The 14,893-nt window shown below is 57.6% G+C and carries 11 protein-coding genes and 1 pseudogene; 6 read left to right on the forward strand and 6 right to left on the reverse strand.

Annotated features, from left to right (window positions below; genetic code table 11):
• The first annotated feature begins 181 nt into the window (after nucleotides 1–181).
• A complete protein-coding gene (locus tag Q8R10_RS05670) occupies nucleotides 182–1,714 on the forward strand; it encodes an NAD(P)/FAD-dependent oxidoreductase (protein WP_305651833.1) in 1,533 nt (510 codons plus the stop codon).
• A 938-nt stretch (nucleotides 1,715–2,652) separates the two neighbouring features.
• Here the strand turns inward: Q8R10_RS05670 and Q8R10_RS05675 are convergent.
• From Q8R10_RS05675 to Q8R10_RS05685, 3 genes are read right to left on the reverse strand one after another with little or no spacing between them, the layout of a single operon-like run.
• Entirely contained in the window at nucleotides 2,653–4,212 is a 1,560-nt protein-coding gene (locus Q8R10_RS05675; RefSeq protein ID WP_305651835.1) for a hypothetical protein, read from the reverse strand.
• The gene (locus Q8R10_RS05680) at nucleotides 4,213–5,274 is read right to left on the reverse strand and encodes a hypothetical protein (RefSeq protein ID WP_305651837.1); all 1,062 of its coding nucleotides are present in this window, start codon (nucleotides 5,272–5,274) and stop codon (nucleotides 4,213–4,215) included.
• A 34-nt stretch (nucleotides 5,275–5,308) separates the two neighbouring features.
• Nucleotides 5,309–6,037, reverse strand: a complete 729-nt coding sequence (locus tag Q8R10_RS05685) for a hypothetical protein (protein ID WP_305651839.1) — start codon at nucleotides 6,035–6,037, stop codon at nucleotides 5,309–5,311.
• 224 nt (nucleotides 6,038–6,261) lie between these two features.
• On the opposite strand from Q8R10_RS05685, the gene Q8R10_RS05690 reads away from it, so the two are divergent.
• Nucleotides 6,262–6,771 carry a hypothetical protein gene (locus tag Q8R10_RS05690; protein ID WP_305651841.1) on the forward strand — a complete coding sequence of 170 codons (510 nt, stop codon included), beginning with the start codon at nucleotides 6,262–6,264 and terminating at the stop codon, nucleotides 6,769–6,771.
• An 87-nt stretch (nucleotides 6,772–6,858) separates the two neighbouring features.
• On the opposite strand, the gene Q8R10_RS05695 is transcribed toward Q8R10_RS05690, so the two are convergent.
• Nucleotides 6,859–9,216, reverse strand: coding sequence for a bifunctional diguanylate cyclase/phosphodiesterase (locus Q8R10_RS05695; RefSeq protein WP_305651843.1), 2,358 nt, complete (start codon nucleotides 9,214–9,216; stop codon nucleotides 6,859–6,861).
• A complete protein-coding gene (locus Q8R10_RS05700) occupies nucleotides 9,213–9,878 on the reverse strand; it encodes a methylamine utilization protein (RefSeq protein WP_305651845.1) in 666 nt (221 codons plus the stop codon). Before Q8R10_RS05700 ends, Q8R10_RS05695 begins: the two co-directional genes overlap by 4 nt.
• A gap of 202 nt (nucleotides 9,879–10,080) precedes the next feature.
• Between Q8R10_RS05700 and Q8R10_RS05705 the strand changes: the two genes are divergently transcribed.
• Both Q8R10_RS05705 and Q8R10_RS05710 read left to right on the forward strand, forming a co-directional pair.
• The gene (locus Q8R10_RS05705; RefSeq protein ID WP_305651847.1) at nucleotides 10,081–11,265 is read left to right on the forward strand and encodes an NAD(P)/FAD-dependent oxidoreductase; all 1,185 of its coding nucleotides are present in this window, start codon (nucleotides 10,081–10,083) and stop codon (nucleotides 11,263–11,265) included.
• On the forward strand, nucleotides 11,262–12,122 hold the full coding sequence (locus Q8R10_RS05710; RefSeq protein ID WP_305651849.1) for a sigma-70 family RNA polymerase sigma factor: 861 nt from the start codon (nucleotides 11,262–11,264) through the stop codon (nucleotides 12,120–12,122). The genes Q8R10_RS05705 and Q8R10_RS05710 overlap by 4 nt, the downstream gene beginning before the upstream one ends.
• Before the next feature lie 18 nt (nucleotides 12,123–12,140).
• On the opposite strand, the gene Q8R10_RS05715 is transcribed toward Q8R10_RS05710, so the two are convergent.
• Entirely contained in the window at nucleotides 12,141–13,079 is a 939-nt protein-coding gene (locus tag Q8R10_RS05715) for a DUF808 domain-containing protein (RefSeq protein ID WP_305651851.1), read from the reverse strand.
• Between the two features lie 147 nt (nucleotides 13,080–13,226).
• Here Q8R10_RS05715 and Q8R10_RS20810 point away from each other — a divergent pair.
• A pseudogene (locus tag Q8R10_RS20810) lies at nucleotides 13,227–13,718 on the forward strand (MCP four helix bundle domain-containing protein); the annotation flags it as partial.
• A 423-nt stretch (nucleotides 13,719–14,141) separates the two neighbouring features.
• On the forward strand, nucleotides 14,142–14,846 hold the full coding sequence (locus tag Q8R10_RS20815; RefSeq protein WP_371133293.1) for a methyl-accepting chemotaxis protein: 705 nt from the start codon (nucleotides 14,142–14,144) through the stop codon (nucleotides 14,844–14,846).
• Nucleotides 14,847–14,893 lie beyond the last annotated feature (47 nt).

Consider the following 14,893-nt stretch of genomic DNA (forward strand, 5'->3'; position numbering starts at 1 on the left):
GCGAGGGAAAGACCGGTTTGAGGCAGTTTTTGCGCTCTTTTGAGGCGAATAGTCGCTCTCTTTAACGAAAAAGAGCGCGAAAAATGACCAAGTCCGGCTTTTCCGCAGTAGGACAGTCCTAAGTCCGACAGGCTGCTAGGCTGGCGCATCCGGGCCGCGGCCCATTGAGTGAGGAGCCTGCATGGTTACTGAACATCTGGACGTGTTGATTATCGGTGCCGGCCTTTCCGGCGTCGGCGCGGCCTATCACCTGATGAAGCATTGCCCCGGCAAGCGCTATGGGATTCTCGAAGGCCGCGCCGCCCTCGGTGGCACCTGGGATTTATTCCGCTACCCAGGCATCCGTTCCGACTCGGACATGTACACCCTCGGCTACAACTTCAAGCCCTGGAGCGACCCGCAAGCCATCGCCGACGGCCCCTCGATCCGCCGCTATATAGACGAGACCGCCCGCGAGAACGGCATCGACCAGCACATCCGCTACCAGCACAAAGTGCTCAAGGCCGACTGGTGTTCAGCCAGCGCCCGCTGGACCCTGCAAGTGCAATGCGCCGAGGAGCCAACCCCGCGCACCTTTAGCTGCCAACAGCTGCTGATGTGCACCGGCTACTACCGCTACGAAGCCGGTTACACCCCGCAGTTCAAAGGCCGCGAGCTGTTCAAGGGCACCGTCATTCACCCGCAGTTGTGGCCGCAAGAGTGCGACTACAGCGGCAAAGAGGTGCTGGTGATCGGCAGCGGCGCCACCGCCGTTACCCTGGTGCCGGCGCTCACCGAGCAGGCCAAGCACGTGACCATGTTGCAGCGCTCACCCAGCTACGTGGCCAGCTTGCCCAGGGAGGACCGGATCTCTAATTTTCTGCGCCGCTGGCTGCCGGAGAAACTGGTCTATCGCTTGGCCCGTGGGCGCAACGTGGCCATTCAAATGGTCTTCTACAAGCTCTCCAAGCGCTTCCCGAATTTCGTCCGCAAGTTGCTGCTCGGCCAGGCCAAGCGTCAGCTCGGGGCAGACTTTGACATGCGCCATTTCAGCCCGAATTATAAACCTTGGGACCAGCGCGTCTGCGCGGTGCCCGATGGCGACCTGTTCAAGGTGCTGCGCGAGGGCAAGGCCTCGGTGGTCACCGAGCACATCGACAGCTTCACCGAGCAGGGCATCCGCCTGGCCTCCGGGCAGGAGCTCAAGGCCGACATCATAGTCACCGCCACCGGCCTGGATTTGGTGATGTTTGGTGGCATTGCGGTGGCCGTCGATGGTCAGCCTTTCGATGTCGCGCAGAGCATGGGCTATCGCGGCATCATGCTGCGCGACCTGCCCAATATGGCCGTGGTGTTCGGCTACACCAACGCCAGCTGGACGCTGAAGGCCGACCTCTCCAGCGAATACTTCTGCCGTTTGATCAACCATATGGACGCCATCGGCATGCGCCAATGCACCCCGCGCAACAGCGGTGGCGAGGTGGCCGACGCGCCCTTCCTCGACCTCGCCTCCGGCTACATCCAGCGCGCCGCCGGCAAACTGCCCAAGCAGGGCGACCGGGCGCCCTGGAAGCTCTACCAAAACTACCTGCTCGACCTGGCTCTACTGCGCTTTGGTAAGGTCGAGGATGGCTACCTGATCTTCTCCTCACCGAAGGTCAGTGAAGAGGCCGAGGCGCAGGTGCTGGCGCCTAGGGCGCTCCAGCCGCATCGTCACCCGAACGGGCTTTTGTAGGAGCGGACTTGTGACCCACAGGGATGTGGGAAATGCAGCAAGCCGTAGGGAACGGCTGCTGTCCGCGATGCGGCCCTGCCGGCAGTGCATATGCCTGCACCCGAACGCCGCATCGGCGTCGTTTGATCGGTTGACTCGCTGTGGGTCAGCCTGCGGCTGGTTTTCGTGGGAGGGGCTTTAGCCGCGATGCTTTTGTTTTTAATACAGCACTCTGACGCCGCACCTGGGTCGCCTGAATGATTGGTTGACTCGCTGCGCTCGCCCTGCGGGCCAGCCTGCGGCTGTTACTCCGCTTCGCTGCGTTGCGCCCTTACGGCGCGTCACTTTTGGCAGTCGCCCCAAAAGTAACCAAAAAGGCTTGCCCCATGCATCCGGCCCGCCTGCGGCGGGTACCCTTACTCCATCATTGCTCCGTGGGCACGCTGCGACGGGCCATCCATGGCCCAACGCAGCTCTCGCGGCATCCTGCCGCTCAACCCGCTGCGCAACGACTCCGTTCGGCCTCCTGAAAGGGGCGTTGTCCCGGCGCGGATTTGTTTGCTCGACCCCGAAGGGTGTTGGTTTTTGATTTGGCGAAGTCAAAGGCAATTAAAGAACTGCCAGACAACTCGGTCTAAAGGCCCCGTCAGGAGGCCGAGCGCAGGTGTTGCGTAGAGGGGCGTTTGGCAGGATGCCAAACGAGGCATGTTGGGCCAAGGATGGCCCGTCTTGCCGACCCTCGGAGCAGCGCCGGAGCGAGGGAAGTCTGGCGTAGCCAGATCCGGATGTCGGGTGCGCTTTCTCTTTGGTTACTTTCTCTTTCGCGCAAGCAAAGAGAAAGTAACTCGCCGTAAGGGCGAAATAAATGGCCGCGTCAGTGTGGATGTTACGGCTAGTAGTTGTAGCAGGAGAGCAACTCGTATGGATTGAAAGTCGGAGTCTGCCCCCGATTGTTCGTTTCAATTATTGCTGGGTGGCGTTTGTTTGAGGACTAAGATTTTTGGTAAGTTATCGTTGTCGGCAGGTATTGTTTTTGATGTTTTTTGTTCTTCGGCTATTGGTTTGTCCGTGTTGGTAAATTTAAAGCCAAAGGCAAACAGTGCTATAAATAATATTGTAGAGGTGATCCATAGTGCGGTGAATTTAAAAATCCTGTCGCCGGTATATGATTTTATGCTGCTAATTGTAGGATCTATTGTTTCATTTATTTCATGTTCGCTAAGTATATTTTTATAAGTGCTTGCCACTGCTTCTTTTGTCTGGGTGCTTAAATAATGTATCCTGCTTTTCGTATCTGATCTGGAAATTAGCATCCAGATGGTTGATATGGCGCAGATGAGTAATGATATTAATAAATATTCGATTGAGAATATTTTCTCAGTGCCTGCATCCTTTAGGCCGTTGACTGCAACTACTGTTACGATAAATGTGATGAAGCCTATTGTGCTGCTTTGAAATGAATTTGTGAATGCATCTGTTATTTCCAATGTTCTTTTGTTGAAGTCCGTTACGAATTCTAACAGCTTGCTTTTTAATTCAAGATATTGGCTTATGTTGTCTTTTAGATATATTTCGTAGTTTGATTGAATTGTATGCCAGGTGGATTGCGTTAGATCAATATATTTTTTTTGTGCGTTAAGTGTGAATATATTTCTGACGAGTCCGAGTTTATCTCCGCACCGGCCTTCAGCGTACGCCCAGTCATAAATTTTGTAAGCTATATCAGCGTTTTCATTTATTTCGTCTGGCAAGCTATCCGGAGTTGTAAATGTTTTATATCCGTTAAATTTGAAGCGTATCTTTTTATCATCGGTAACTTCAGTTGTGTTTGATATGCAGGCTAGGGAGTAAAGCGATTTTGCTTTTGTAAAGAAGTCCTTTAAATCTTGAGGGATGCTATTTTTTATAGTGACGTTGAAGTCGTCGGGAGTAAACGTATATTGGAGTTTTATGAATGTTGTATTTTCTTTGAAGAGAGAGATTTTGCTCTCTCTGTCTATTCTTTGCAGAGGGGTCAGTGGTGGTGATTTATTTGTATGTTGCGAAAATATTATTGTATTGCTTCCGAACTCCTCAATCATTTCAAATACTTTGAAGTGAAGCCTGTCCGTAAATACACTAGAGAGGGCGTTGATTTTTTGTAAAAGATCGAGCTCGCAAAAGGTTCTAGTAAAATCCTGTAAGCTATATATTGAAAGTTCTTGCTCTATAATGTTTTTTCGTATGAGCAGGTATACTGCTATTTGTGATGAGTCTTCTTGGTTTTCATTATAGTGGTCCTCTATTATTGCGAAATCCGCCCTGCAGCACTCGCTTATTTTTTTGCAATGACCATCTATTTCTAGAGTTAATTCAAATGTGTCTCTTGGTGATATGTTTTTTAATTCATATAAGAAAGTCTCGATAAAGCGCCATGAATGTGCCTGTGGTTCGATTTTAAGTGAAAATCTAGATAGGCTTTCACTTATTTCGATATTTTTAGCGGTTGACCTTTCATGGTTCAAGTATACCGAGATCATTCAAAGCACTCTTTCTTTGAGTTTGAAGTTTCGTGACTCATTTGATTCGATCACTACAAGGTGTCGGCCGTCTGCAGTTCTTTCCGCCCAGACTTTCTCGTCTAACTTCCCGATGCCATCTTTGATGATCAGCGCAATGTCTTGAGACAGCTTGTAGGTTGTCTTTCTAAAAGGTACTGCTGATGGTACAAGATTAAATAAAGTGTCAAAGCCTTTTGTCTCGGGTAGTTCATGTAGTTTTTTTAATAGCTGCGGCTTCTTTTTTTCGAACTCGGGGTTATCTGATGTGTAATTTAAAAAATTATCGTCAATGAACTTTGTGTAATCCATACTGCCGTTTTGTTTGAAGGCCGCAATGGTGGCATTTCTAAGGATTGTATGATCCTGTGGGAAATCTTTTTTTAATATTGCAATTTTTGAAATGACGGCCTGTGATGCAGTTGAAGTGTTGTGCGTGTCTGTGTTTTTTTCTTTTAGTTCGAGGAATTCGTGCCACCAATATTGCGTCAGTTTTGATTTGGAGTCATATATATAGATATTTTCTGGTTTTTTTTCAGCATTAAATTCAACTTTAAAGGCTTTATAAATTTTCTCTGATAGGCCAAGGCCTGTTTTTTTCTTAAAATCGGCTTGGTCAAGTATTACTTGGTGATCAACTTTCACGCCTATATAGCGTAAATTTCCATTTTCGGTATAGGTGAATTGTAAAAAACTTCCTACTTTTACATGTATGCCGTCATTTTTACTTAAGTGGCCATACTTTATGGATACGTCTTTTTCTTTTTGTAGTAGCCTTTCTGCAAGTGCTTCTCCTATGCTTTCAGTATCTAATTTCGATGTTGCGGATATGGTCGTTATTGTTGTTTTAAATGCTGAGTCTTGTATTGATACCTCAAATAATCTCTTTTGTTCTTTGCTATTTATTTCTACTAGGAGAGTTTCTAAGTATGTTTCTAGGTCTAAAATGTTTAAGTCTGTTTTGATTTCTTCTTTTGAGTTTTTATCTACGTTGATATGAAATAAGCATGTGCTGATAACGCTGTTTTTATCAAGAGTGGCCATTTTGCTATCCCTTTTATGTTTAGTTGACTTTGTGTTACCCCATCGGGCTAAACCCATTAGCCGCGCTGCAATATCTTTGTTCCATCTGCTTGCTGTGTTCTTCTCGGCCACGTTCCCAGCTCAATTTCCACGCCCGGCACTGTTCGCGAAAATAGACCTTGGCCGCTTTGCGGCAACCTCGGTAGTCGATTGAGCCGCGCTTGTGATTGCTGCAAACACTACTGCTGTCGATGCGGTTATTGATCGATTGCCATTGCGCGAGGTATTGGCCGTTGCCATCCCATTTGGGTATCCGTTGTAGTGTGCTATCGCGCTCGACGTTTTGCCGAGCGGGGGCGCTGTTGCTGTTGGCTTGGTCGGCGCGGTATTGGGCTAAGTATTCGGCGGAGACCATGCCGCGCCGAGGTGTTGGCTCGGTGTTTTGTGGCAGCTGATCGGGCCGTGCGTTGGCCGGCTGGCGCGGCTGTTGAGGCGCTATGGGTTGCTGCAAGTCGATGGGTTTTAGGGCTATGGCCGGCGGAGCGGGATTGAGCAGGCCCTGGGTTTGACGGTGAAGTAGTTGATTGAGGCCGTTGTGTTCGGCCAGTAGATAAGCCGCCAAGGCCAAGATGCCGAGTACGCCCAGCACGTTGGCGAAGCGCCAAAAGGCGCTGCGTTTCGGTCGTTGCCGCTGGCGCAGCCAGTCGTTGACGCTGAGGGCGTCGTCGCGGTTTGCGCGTAGGGGGTTTTGCTGGCCGTCGCGTTCCCAGTCCTGGTGTTTCATGGCATTCCTTTGACCTTCTATCGCAGCCCTTGGCCGAGCGACAGTGCGGGTGAAACTGAGCAGGCAGTCACATTTGCGACGAGGGTAAACCGCGCCGCAGGGCGAAGTCACTCTTTAGCGTGCGGGTATTGTGGCGCGGCTTAAAGAGGCGCTGACCACGCCCCTTGTAACAATCGGCAGCAACTAGACTCAACTGTCATCAGTCGCAAGCCAGGAAGCACTTTATGCGTCGTCTTTTCGTTTTGCCGTTGTTGGGTGCTTTGTTGCTGGGTGGTTGCGCCGGTGCGGATCTGTCGCGGGTCGAGTTGCCGTTGCTGCCGGGTTGGTACGACGGGCAGTTGGTGTACTACATCACCACGGATATTTCCGATGCGCCGATGGCGGCGAAGATGCAGGCCAACTATGTGCCGCGCCTGGCCAATGCCTTGCCGGATGCACCGGGGCCGTTTCCGTTGGCGACTTTTGATCGAGTCTATAAGTTTGTCGATGGCAGCCAGCCCAGTGTGTTGCCGTCGATTCCGTTGCCGTTGGGGGCGGGCAATCAAGACCCAGCCTACAGCCCGTTGTGGCATGTGTATGAGGTGCGCTGGTTGCGCGGCCCGCACACCGAGTTGCGCTCGGCCGATGCCTTGTTGCAAGCGCAGGAGGAGGGTCGGGTGAGCGTGCGGCCGACCGGGATTATCGCCAACTGCCCGGTGGTGCGGGTGGGTGATCAGCTGTTGCAGCGGCCGTAGAACATAGTGCCCGAGGCGTCGGCGGATTGCCGGCGGCGACCACAGTCTAGGAAGAGTCGCAGCATTTAACCGCTACAACGCCTTATTTCAGCCGCGCGGCAACGCCCACGGGCACTTGGCCAGCCATTCGGCGAAGGCCGCCGGGGCCAGGGGTTTGCTCAGCAGGTAGCCTTGGGCGATGTCGCAGCCGAGGCGGTCGAGTTGTTCCAGTACGGCTTGGGTTTCGACGCCTTCGGCGACCACTTTGAGGCCCATGTTGTGGGCCAGTTCGATGGTGGAGCGGACGATGATTTCGTCGTCGGGGTTGCTCAGCAGGTCGCTGATGAAGGACTGGTCGATTTTCAGTTCATGCACCGGCAGGCGTTTTAGTTGCGCCATCGATGAGTAGCCGGTGCCGTAGTCGTCAATCGACAGTTTCACCCCCAGTCGGCGCAGCTCTTCCAGCTGTTGCATGGCCAAGGCCGGGTCGGCCATCACCGCGCTTTCGGTGATTTCCACCACCAGGCTGGCCGGGTCGACCTGATGCTCTTGCAGTTGGCTGGTGATAAAGGCGGCGAAATCGGGATTGAGCAGGTCGAGGGCGGAGATGTTCACCGCGGTTTTCAATTGCAGCCCTTCGCTCTGCCAGACGCGGATCTGCGCCAGCGCGGTGCGGATCACCCAGCGGGTGAGGGCGCAGATGTTGCCGGTTTGCTCGGCCAGCGGGATAAATTCATCCGGGGCGATAAAGCCGTGTTGCGGGTGAATCCAGCGCACCAGGCACTCGACGCCGAGTAGGGTGCGTGAGGCGATGGTCAGTTTCGGTTGGAAGTACAGGCTCAGCTGGCCCTCCTCAATTGCCCCCTTGAGTTCGCTCATCAGCGCCAGGCGCAGCAGGCTATGGCTGTCGAGTTCGGCGCGGTACAGGGCCAGGTCGCTGTGCTGGGTTTTGCCCCAATACATCGCCACTTCCGCGTGTTGCAACAGGCTGCCGGCGGTTTCGCCGTGGTCGGGGGAAAGCGCGATGCCGACGGTGGCATTCAGCGTCATGCTGATGCCGCGCACGGCAAAGGGCTCGGTCAGTAGCTCGTGGTAGTGATGGGCGGCGGCCAATGCCGCGTGCGGATCGGCGGGGGCTATCAGTACCGCGAACTCATCGCCACCCAAACGGGCCAGACCGTCGCCGGCGCGCAGGTGCTGGAGCAAGCGCTCACCAAGCAGGCACAACAGCTGGTCGCCGGCGTCGTGACCGAGGGTGTCGTTGAGGTCTTTGAAGTTGTCCAGATCCATCAGCAGCACCGCCACGCCGGCGCCGGGCAGGGCATTGGCCAGGGCGGCTTGCAGGCGGGCGACAAAGCGGTTGCGGTTATCCAGGCTGGTCAGCGGGTCGCGGTAGGCGAGAAAACTAATGGTCGCCTCGCGCTCGGCGATGTCTCGTTGCATATGGTTGAACTCGCGGGCCAGCAGGCCAACTTCGCTGCCACCATTTTCGGCGACGCGCGCTTGATAGTCGCCGCTGGCGATCCGCCGTACGCTCTCGACCATCTGGCTGAGTGGCCGGCTGACGGTGCTGGCGATCAGCCAGGCGCCGATGCTGGCCAGCAACAGGGCGGCGAGGATGATCGCCGCCAGTTGCCATTGCAGCGGTTGGTAACTGGCCAGCGCATCAGACAGCGAGCGCAACAGCAGCAGTTGCAGCTCGCCATCGGTGCCGGCCAGCGGCGCGCGGTAGGCCACCTGTTGTTGGCCTTGCAACTCCAGCAGCAGCCCGCCGTCGTCGGCGGGTAACAGGCTGCTGGCCAGTTGCGCACGGGCGGCGGCCGACAGATTAGTCGCCGGCACCTGATAGTTACCCGGTTGGCCGGCCAGTACCGCCACATCGGCGCCGGACAGTTCGGCCCAGTGCTGGGTGGCGCGATCATCAATCACAAATGCCATTACCAACCAGCCGAGCAAGTTCGGCCGCGGCGCAAAGATTGGCGTGACATTGATATGCAGGACCTGACCACCCTGCAACACCAGTTGTTCATGGCTGCTGGGTTCATTGCCTTGCAGCATGCTCGCCCAGGGCAGACGTTGGCCGGGATGCAGGTGCTCACTGGTGCCCGCCAGAATCCGCCCGTCGGGCGCGCTGACCAGGGCGAAACTAGCCTGACTGCGGGCGGCAAAGGACTCCAGCGAGGCCGACAGTGACTGTGCCTGTTGCTCGGGGCTGTCGATCAGGTCGGCGATTTCTCCGAGCAGGGTGAAGTCTTTGGCGATCAATTCGGCGAGAGCACTCTGCGCTTGGCGGCGACCTTGCAGCTCATTGGCCAGCACCGTATGGGCAAATTGCAGCTGCTGGCTGATTTGCTCGCGGGTATGTTGGTAGGTCGAGCGCTGCACCAGCGCCAGTACCAGCAATAAAATCACCAGCAACAGGCCGATAAAGAACGCCAGTATGCGGTTGCGCAGACTCAGGTTCATGGCAAGTACCCGCCGCCGCCGAGTCTCGGCCGGGCTGGTTTGCGCGGCACAGACGGGCGCGGGTCGCGCTTGAGTGGCTGGGTTAAGTTGATCCGCGCCATGCCGTTGGTAGGCACTGGCCGGGCCAGGCTGGCTTCGGTGTTGGCCAGCTGCGGGTGCCAAAGATTGAGTTGCTGGTCCTTGGCGGGGCTGTAGTGCAAGCGGGCGCGGCCGTTGACGTCGGTCTGCACGAACCAGGGGCTATCGACCACCAAGATGAAACCGAGCATCCAGTCATGCACGTTGCAGCCCAGGGTCACCAGCCCGACGTGATCGAACAGCACCTCCTGGGCCCCTTCGCCCTGATGATGCAGGCGCAGTTCGAAGCGCTTGGCCGGCGAGAAGGAGTAAACGTGGTGGTTGATCGGGTCGGAGTTGGGGAAGCGCACGGTAGTGCCGCGTTGTACGGCTAAAACGTAAGGCACAAAGCTGCGTTTTTGCTGGTCCATTAGCCCATTGAGCTGGTCGTTGGCGGCGCTGCTCGGGGCGCTGCTCGGGGTGATCCACAGCACCGCATCGCTCAGCGGCTGGCCCTTGGCGTCCTGCAGCACCACCTGCAACTCGGCGGCCAGCACGCCGGCACTGCATAACGTTGCCAGCAACAGGCTGATGATTTTTGCCATTGCGCACCTCGAATTTTGTCTTTGGCTGAGTATGGGTCAGCTTTAAGCAATGGGCGGGCGGGTGGTGGATATTTGCTGATGGCGCTTATATCTGCGGGCCTTTAGTGCGGCATCGGCGGGGAGTATTGCTGTGTTTGTTGGTTCGCACGTCACAAACGCATGGGGCTGTTCGTCTGGTTGGACCTACTCAAGGAAACTGAGCATGTCCGACCTTCCGATTCTGATTCTGGGCGGCAGTTATGCCGGCTTAATGGCCGCCTCGCGCTTGCGCAAACAGGCGCCGCAGGCACGCATCGTGCTGATTAGCGATCAGCCGTATCTGCAGCAGCGCATCCGCTGGCACGAAGCCTTGGCGGGGCATCGGGTCAAGCGCGCGGCGCTGGCGCCGTTGCTGGCGAAGGCGCGGATAGAATTTATCCAGGCCCGTGTGTTGGCATGGGATGCGGTGGCTAATGAAGTGCTGGTGGAGACGGCCGAGGGCCAGCGTAGCTTGAGCTATCACGGGGTTATTTGCGCTCTCGGCAGTGTCAGCCAACTGCCGCAATGGTCGGGCGCCGAGCATTGCTGGCCGTTGAGCTTTGCCCAGCCGCTGGCGCAACGTGCCGCCGAGCTGCGTGAGTTGGCCGCGCAGGGCGGCCATTTGGCGGTGATCGGCAGCGGGCTGGCCGGGGTTGAGTGCGCCAGCGAACTGGCCGAGCGTTATCCAAAATTGCAGGTCAGCCTGATCGGCCCACCGCCGCTGGCGGACTTTTGCCCGGCCAGTCGTGCCCATGTCAATCGTGTGTTGCAACGCCTGGGCGTGCAGGTGTTCAACGCGCGGGTGGTCGCTGCGGATGAGCAGGGGCTGTGGTTGGATGATGGTCATTACCTCGCCTGCGAGCGACGTCTCTGGTGTGGCGGGCTGCGGGCCAATCCGTTGCTGACCGAGAGTGGCCTGCCGTTGACGACGGATGGCCGAGTGCGGGTGGCGGCTGATCTGCGGGTTACAGGCTTTGCCAATGCGTGGGCCGCCGGTGATTGCGCGGCGGTGACTCTCGGCGATGGGCGCACGCAGCGGCTCTCTTGCGCCAGCGCGATGCCGACCGGTGGGCATGCCGGCGAGGCGCTGGGCGACTGGCTGCACGGCCGGCCGACGCAGCCATTGGCCTTTGCCTATGTGATGCGTTGCGTTAGTTTGGGCCGCCGCGATGGCATCTGGCAGCTGACCGATGCCTATGACGTTGAGCGGCCGCGCTGGCTCGGCGGGCGCCGTGCGGCGTTGATCAAGTGGCTGCTGTGCGCCATGGTCTGGGTGGTGCCGCGCTGGGAGCTGGCCTCTGGTCGGCGGCTGTATCTGTGGCCGCGTCCGCCGGTGGTGGCGCCAACAATTGAGCAGGAGTGTGTATGAGTGATTTGTCGGTGTTCCTCGCCGAGCGCCCACGCTTGCTGGCATTGGCTTATCGTCTGCTGGGCAGCCGCAGCGATGGCGAGGACGCGCTGCAAGAGCTGTGGTTGCGCTGGCAGGCGTTGCGTTTGCTGCCAGACAATTCGCAGGCGTACCTGACGCGCATGCTCAGTAACCTTTGCCTCGACCAACTGCGCAGCCGCCGGCGCGTCAGTTATACCGGCCCTTGGCTGCCCGAGCCGCAGCTCGATGCGCTGCCTGCCGCACCCGAGGAGGTGCATGGTCGTTGGCAAACTTTATCGCTGGCATTTTTGTTAGTGCTCGAACATCTGACGCCCTTGCAGCGGGTGGTGTGGGTGCTGCGCGAGGTGTTCGGTTATCCCTATGACGAGTTGGGCAATCTGGTCGAACGCAGCCCGGCGGCGTGCCGCAAATTGTTCGAGCGGGCGCAGCAAAGGCTCGGCCCGCAGCGCTCGACACAGGCGAATCCGGGCGATGCGCAGCTGGCGCAGCAATGCCTATTTGCCTGCATGAGCGGCGATACCCAGGGGTTGCTGCAGCTGTTGGCCGGCGATGCCGAGCTGCTTTCCGATGGTGGCGGCATAGTGCTGGCGGCGTTACGGCCGATTTATGGTGCCGATAAAATCATGCGTTTCTTCGACGGTTTGCGGCGCAAGGCCGACAGCTCGATGGGCGCACAATTTGTGCAGTGCAACGGCGCGCCGGCGCTGGTGTTTTTCAGTCAGGGCAAACTGATTAGCCTGCTGTGCTGTGAGGTGAATCACGGGCGGGTGGTGCGTTTGTTTATGCAGCGCAACCCGCACAAGTTGCACGGATTGCTGCCGACTGCTGCACTCTAAGCGCGGCGCATGGACGGCTTACTTAGCCTTGATTGCGCCGCCAATCCACGTCACGCCGCTGACCAGCGCCAGCACCACGGCGCCAGCAAGGATACCGGCGATGCCGTTAAGCACCGGCGCGGTCAACACAGCCAGCACAGTGCCGATGGCGGGCAGGTTGCCGGCGCTGCTGGCCAGCTGTTCGAGCAGGTGGTGGGCCGCCGGCACGCCGTGGGTGAGGATGCCGCCGCCGACCATAAACATCGCTGCAGTGCCGATCACCGAGAGGCTTTTCATCAGCCAGGGTGCGGCGCGGAGCAACAGATTGCCGAGGGCGCGCAGGGCGCTGGAGGTCTTGCGGCTCAGATACAGCCCGGCGTCGTCGAGTTTGACGATGCCGGCCACCAGGCCGTAAACGCCGATGGTCATCACCACGGCGATCAAGGCCAGCACGGTGAACTGTTTGATAAAGGGCTCGCCGGCCACGGTGCCGAGGGTAATGACGATGATTTCTGCCGACAAAATAAAGTCGGTACGCACCGCGCCGCGAATCTTGTCTTGCTCAAACGCCAGCAGATCAACCGCCGGATCGCTGAGGGCATCGACCAACTCCGCATGATGGGCGGCGTCGGCGGCGGCGCTGTGCAGGTACTTATGGGCGAGTTTCTCGAAACCCTCAAAGCACAGGTAGGCGCCGCCGAGCATCAGCAGCGGGATCACCGCCCAAGAGGCGAAGGTGCCGATCAGCAGCGCCGCCGGCACTAGGATCAGCTTGTTCTTGAACGAGCCTTTGGCCACCGCCCAGACCACTGGCAACTCGCGGTCGGCGTTAACGCCGCTGACTTGCTGGGCGTTGAGGGCCAGGTCGTCACCCAGTACGCCGGCGGTTTTCTTGGCCGCCACTTTAGTCATCAACGCCACGTCGTCGAGCACGCTGGCGATGTCATCAATCAGGGTAAACAGGCTACTTGCGGCCATTGGGGGCTGTCCGTTATCAGGGTAATAGCTGCTGGGCGCAGCCATCTGGGGCAAAAGGTCGGCTGATTAAAAGCCATCGGCAGCGAGCGGTAAAGTTTACTAGGCTTCGGCCGATGCTATGGACCTCGGTTAGGGAGCGATCTGCTAATGACAAAATTAACTACTGCGACGCGAATGATGCTCGGCTTTGGCATTGCGCCCGTGGCGTTATTGCTGCTGGTGCTATACGCCTTGAGCGGCTTGGCAACGCTGAAAGACCAAGCCACGAGCATTGTTAAGCAGGACTGGCCGAAAATTGGGCCGATCATGCTGGTTGCCACCGGCGTGCGCGATAACGCCAGGAACACCCGCGATCTGCTGATCAATAAAGACAACCAGCAAGCCCTGCAAGCCATTGAAAGCACCAAGGCGCGCATCACCGAGGCGCTGGACAAGCTCGAGCCCTTGCTCTATCTGCCCAAGGGCCAGGCGTTGTTTAAGCAGTTAAAAGGCCATCGTCAGGCCTATGTGGCAGCGTTCACTGAAGTGTTGGGCTTGATCAGGTCGGACCAGCCGGAGGAGGCCGCACGGCAATTGCAGAACCAGGTGATCCCAGCGGAGTTGGCGGTCTACCGAAGCCTGGATGAGCTGATGGCCTTGCAAGAACAGGTCTTTGCCGGGCGTGAGCAGGCGGCCCAGGAGCTTTACAGCAGTGCGCGCACCAGCATGATTGCGTTGCTGCTGGGCTGTTTGGCCTTAGTGGCTGGCGCCGCTGTACTGGTCACCCGCAGTGTTCTCGGGCCGCTGGGTGGCGAGCCGTTGGACGCGGCACGGGTGGTACGGCAGATCAGCAAGGGCGATTTGACCACCCAGGTGCCGGTGCGCGCCGGCGATCACGACAGCTTGCTGGCCGATATGCGCGAGATGCAGCAGGGGTTGAATAGCATCGTTCGGCAAATTTCGACCTCGGTTGACCAGGTCGCCTCGTCCTCTGAAGAGCTCAGCGCGGTGAGCAGTGAAACCAGCGCCAACTTGCAGCAGCAAAGTATGGAGATCGAGCAGGCGGCTGCGGCAGTCAACCAGATGACTGCGGCGGTCGATGAGGTGGCGCGCAACGCCGTGAATACCTCACAGGTAACCAAGCAGTTGGAGCAAACGGCGCAGCGTGGCCGCGAGCAAGTGCAAAAAACTGTGCAGTCGATTGGCGAGCTGGCCACTGGCGTGACCGGCACCAGCGAGCGTATCGAGCAACTCGCCGGGCGGGTGCAGGACATCAGCAAGGTCTTGGATGTGATTCGCTCGGTTGCCGAGCAAACCAACTTGCTCGCCCTTAACGCCGCCATCGAGGCTGCGCGCGCCGGCGATGCGGGCCGCGGTTTTGCCGTGGTGGCCGATGAGGTGCGGGCGTTGGCCCATCGCACTCAGCAATCGACCCAAGAGATCGAGCAGCTGATCGGCAATATTCGGCTCGATACCGAACACGCGGTCAACTCCATGCAAAGCAGCAGCGGCCTGGTCCGCGCCACGCTGGAGGTGGCCGAGGCGGCGGGCGCGGCGCTGGACGAAATCACCCAGTCGATCTCGCAGATCAATGACCGTAATCTGATGATTGCCAGCGCTACCGAGCAGCAGGCGTTGGTGGCGCGCGAGGTGGATCGCAACCTGATGGGTATTCGCGATCTGTCCGCGCAAGTACTGCTGGGCGCCAAGCACACCAACAGCGCCGGCCAAGAGCTGGCGCAGATGGCGGTGGCGCTGAATGGCGCGGTGGCGCGTTTTAGCATCTAGGCGCTGGCGGGCGCGCTTAAACCGCCCGCTGGGGCATATGCCTCGGC

It is taken from the genome of Pseudomonas sp., from assembly GCF_030698175.1.
Classification (GTDB): domain Bacteria; phylum Pseudomonadota; class Gammaproteobacteria; order Pseudomonadales; family Pseudomonadaceae; genus Aquipseudomonas.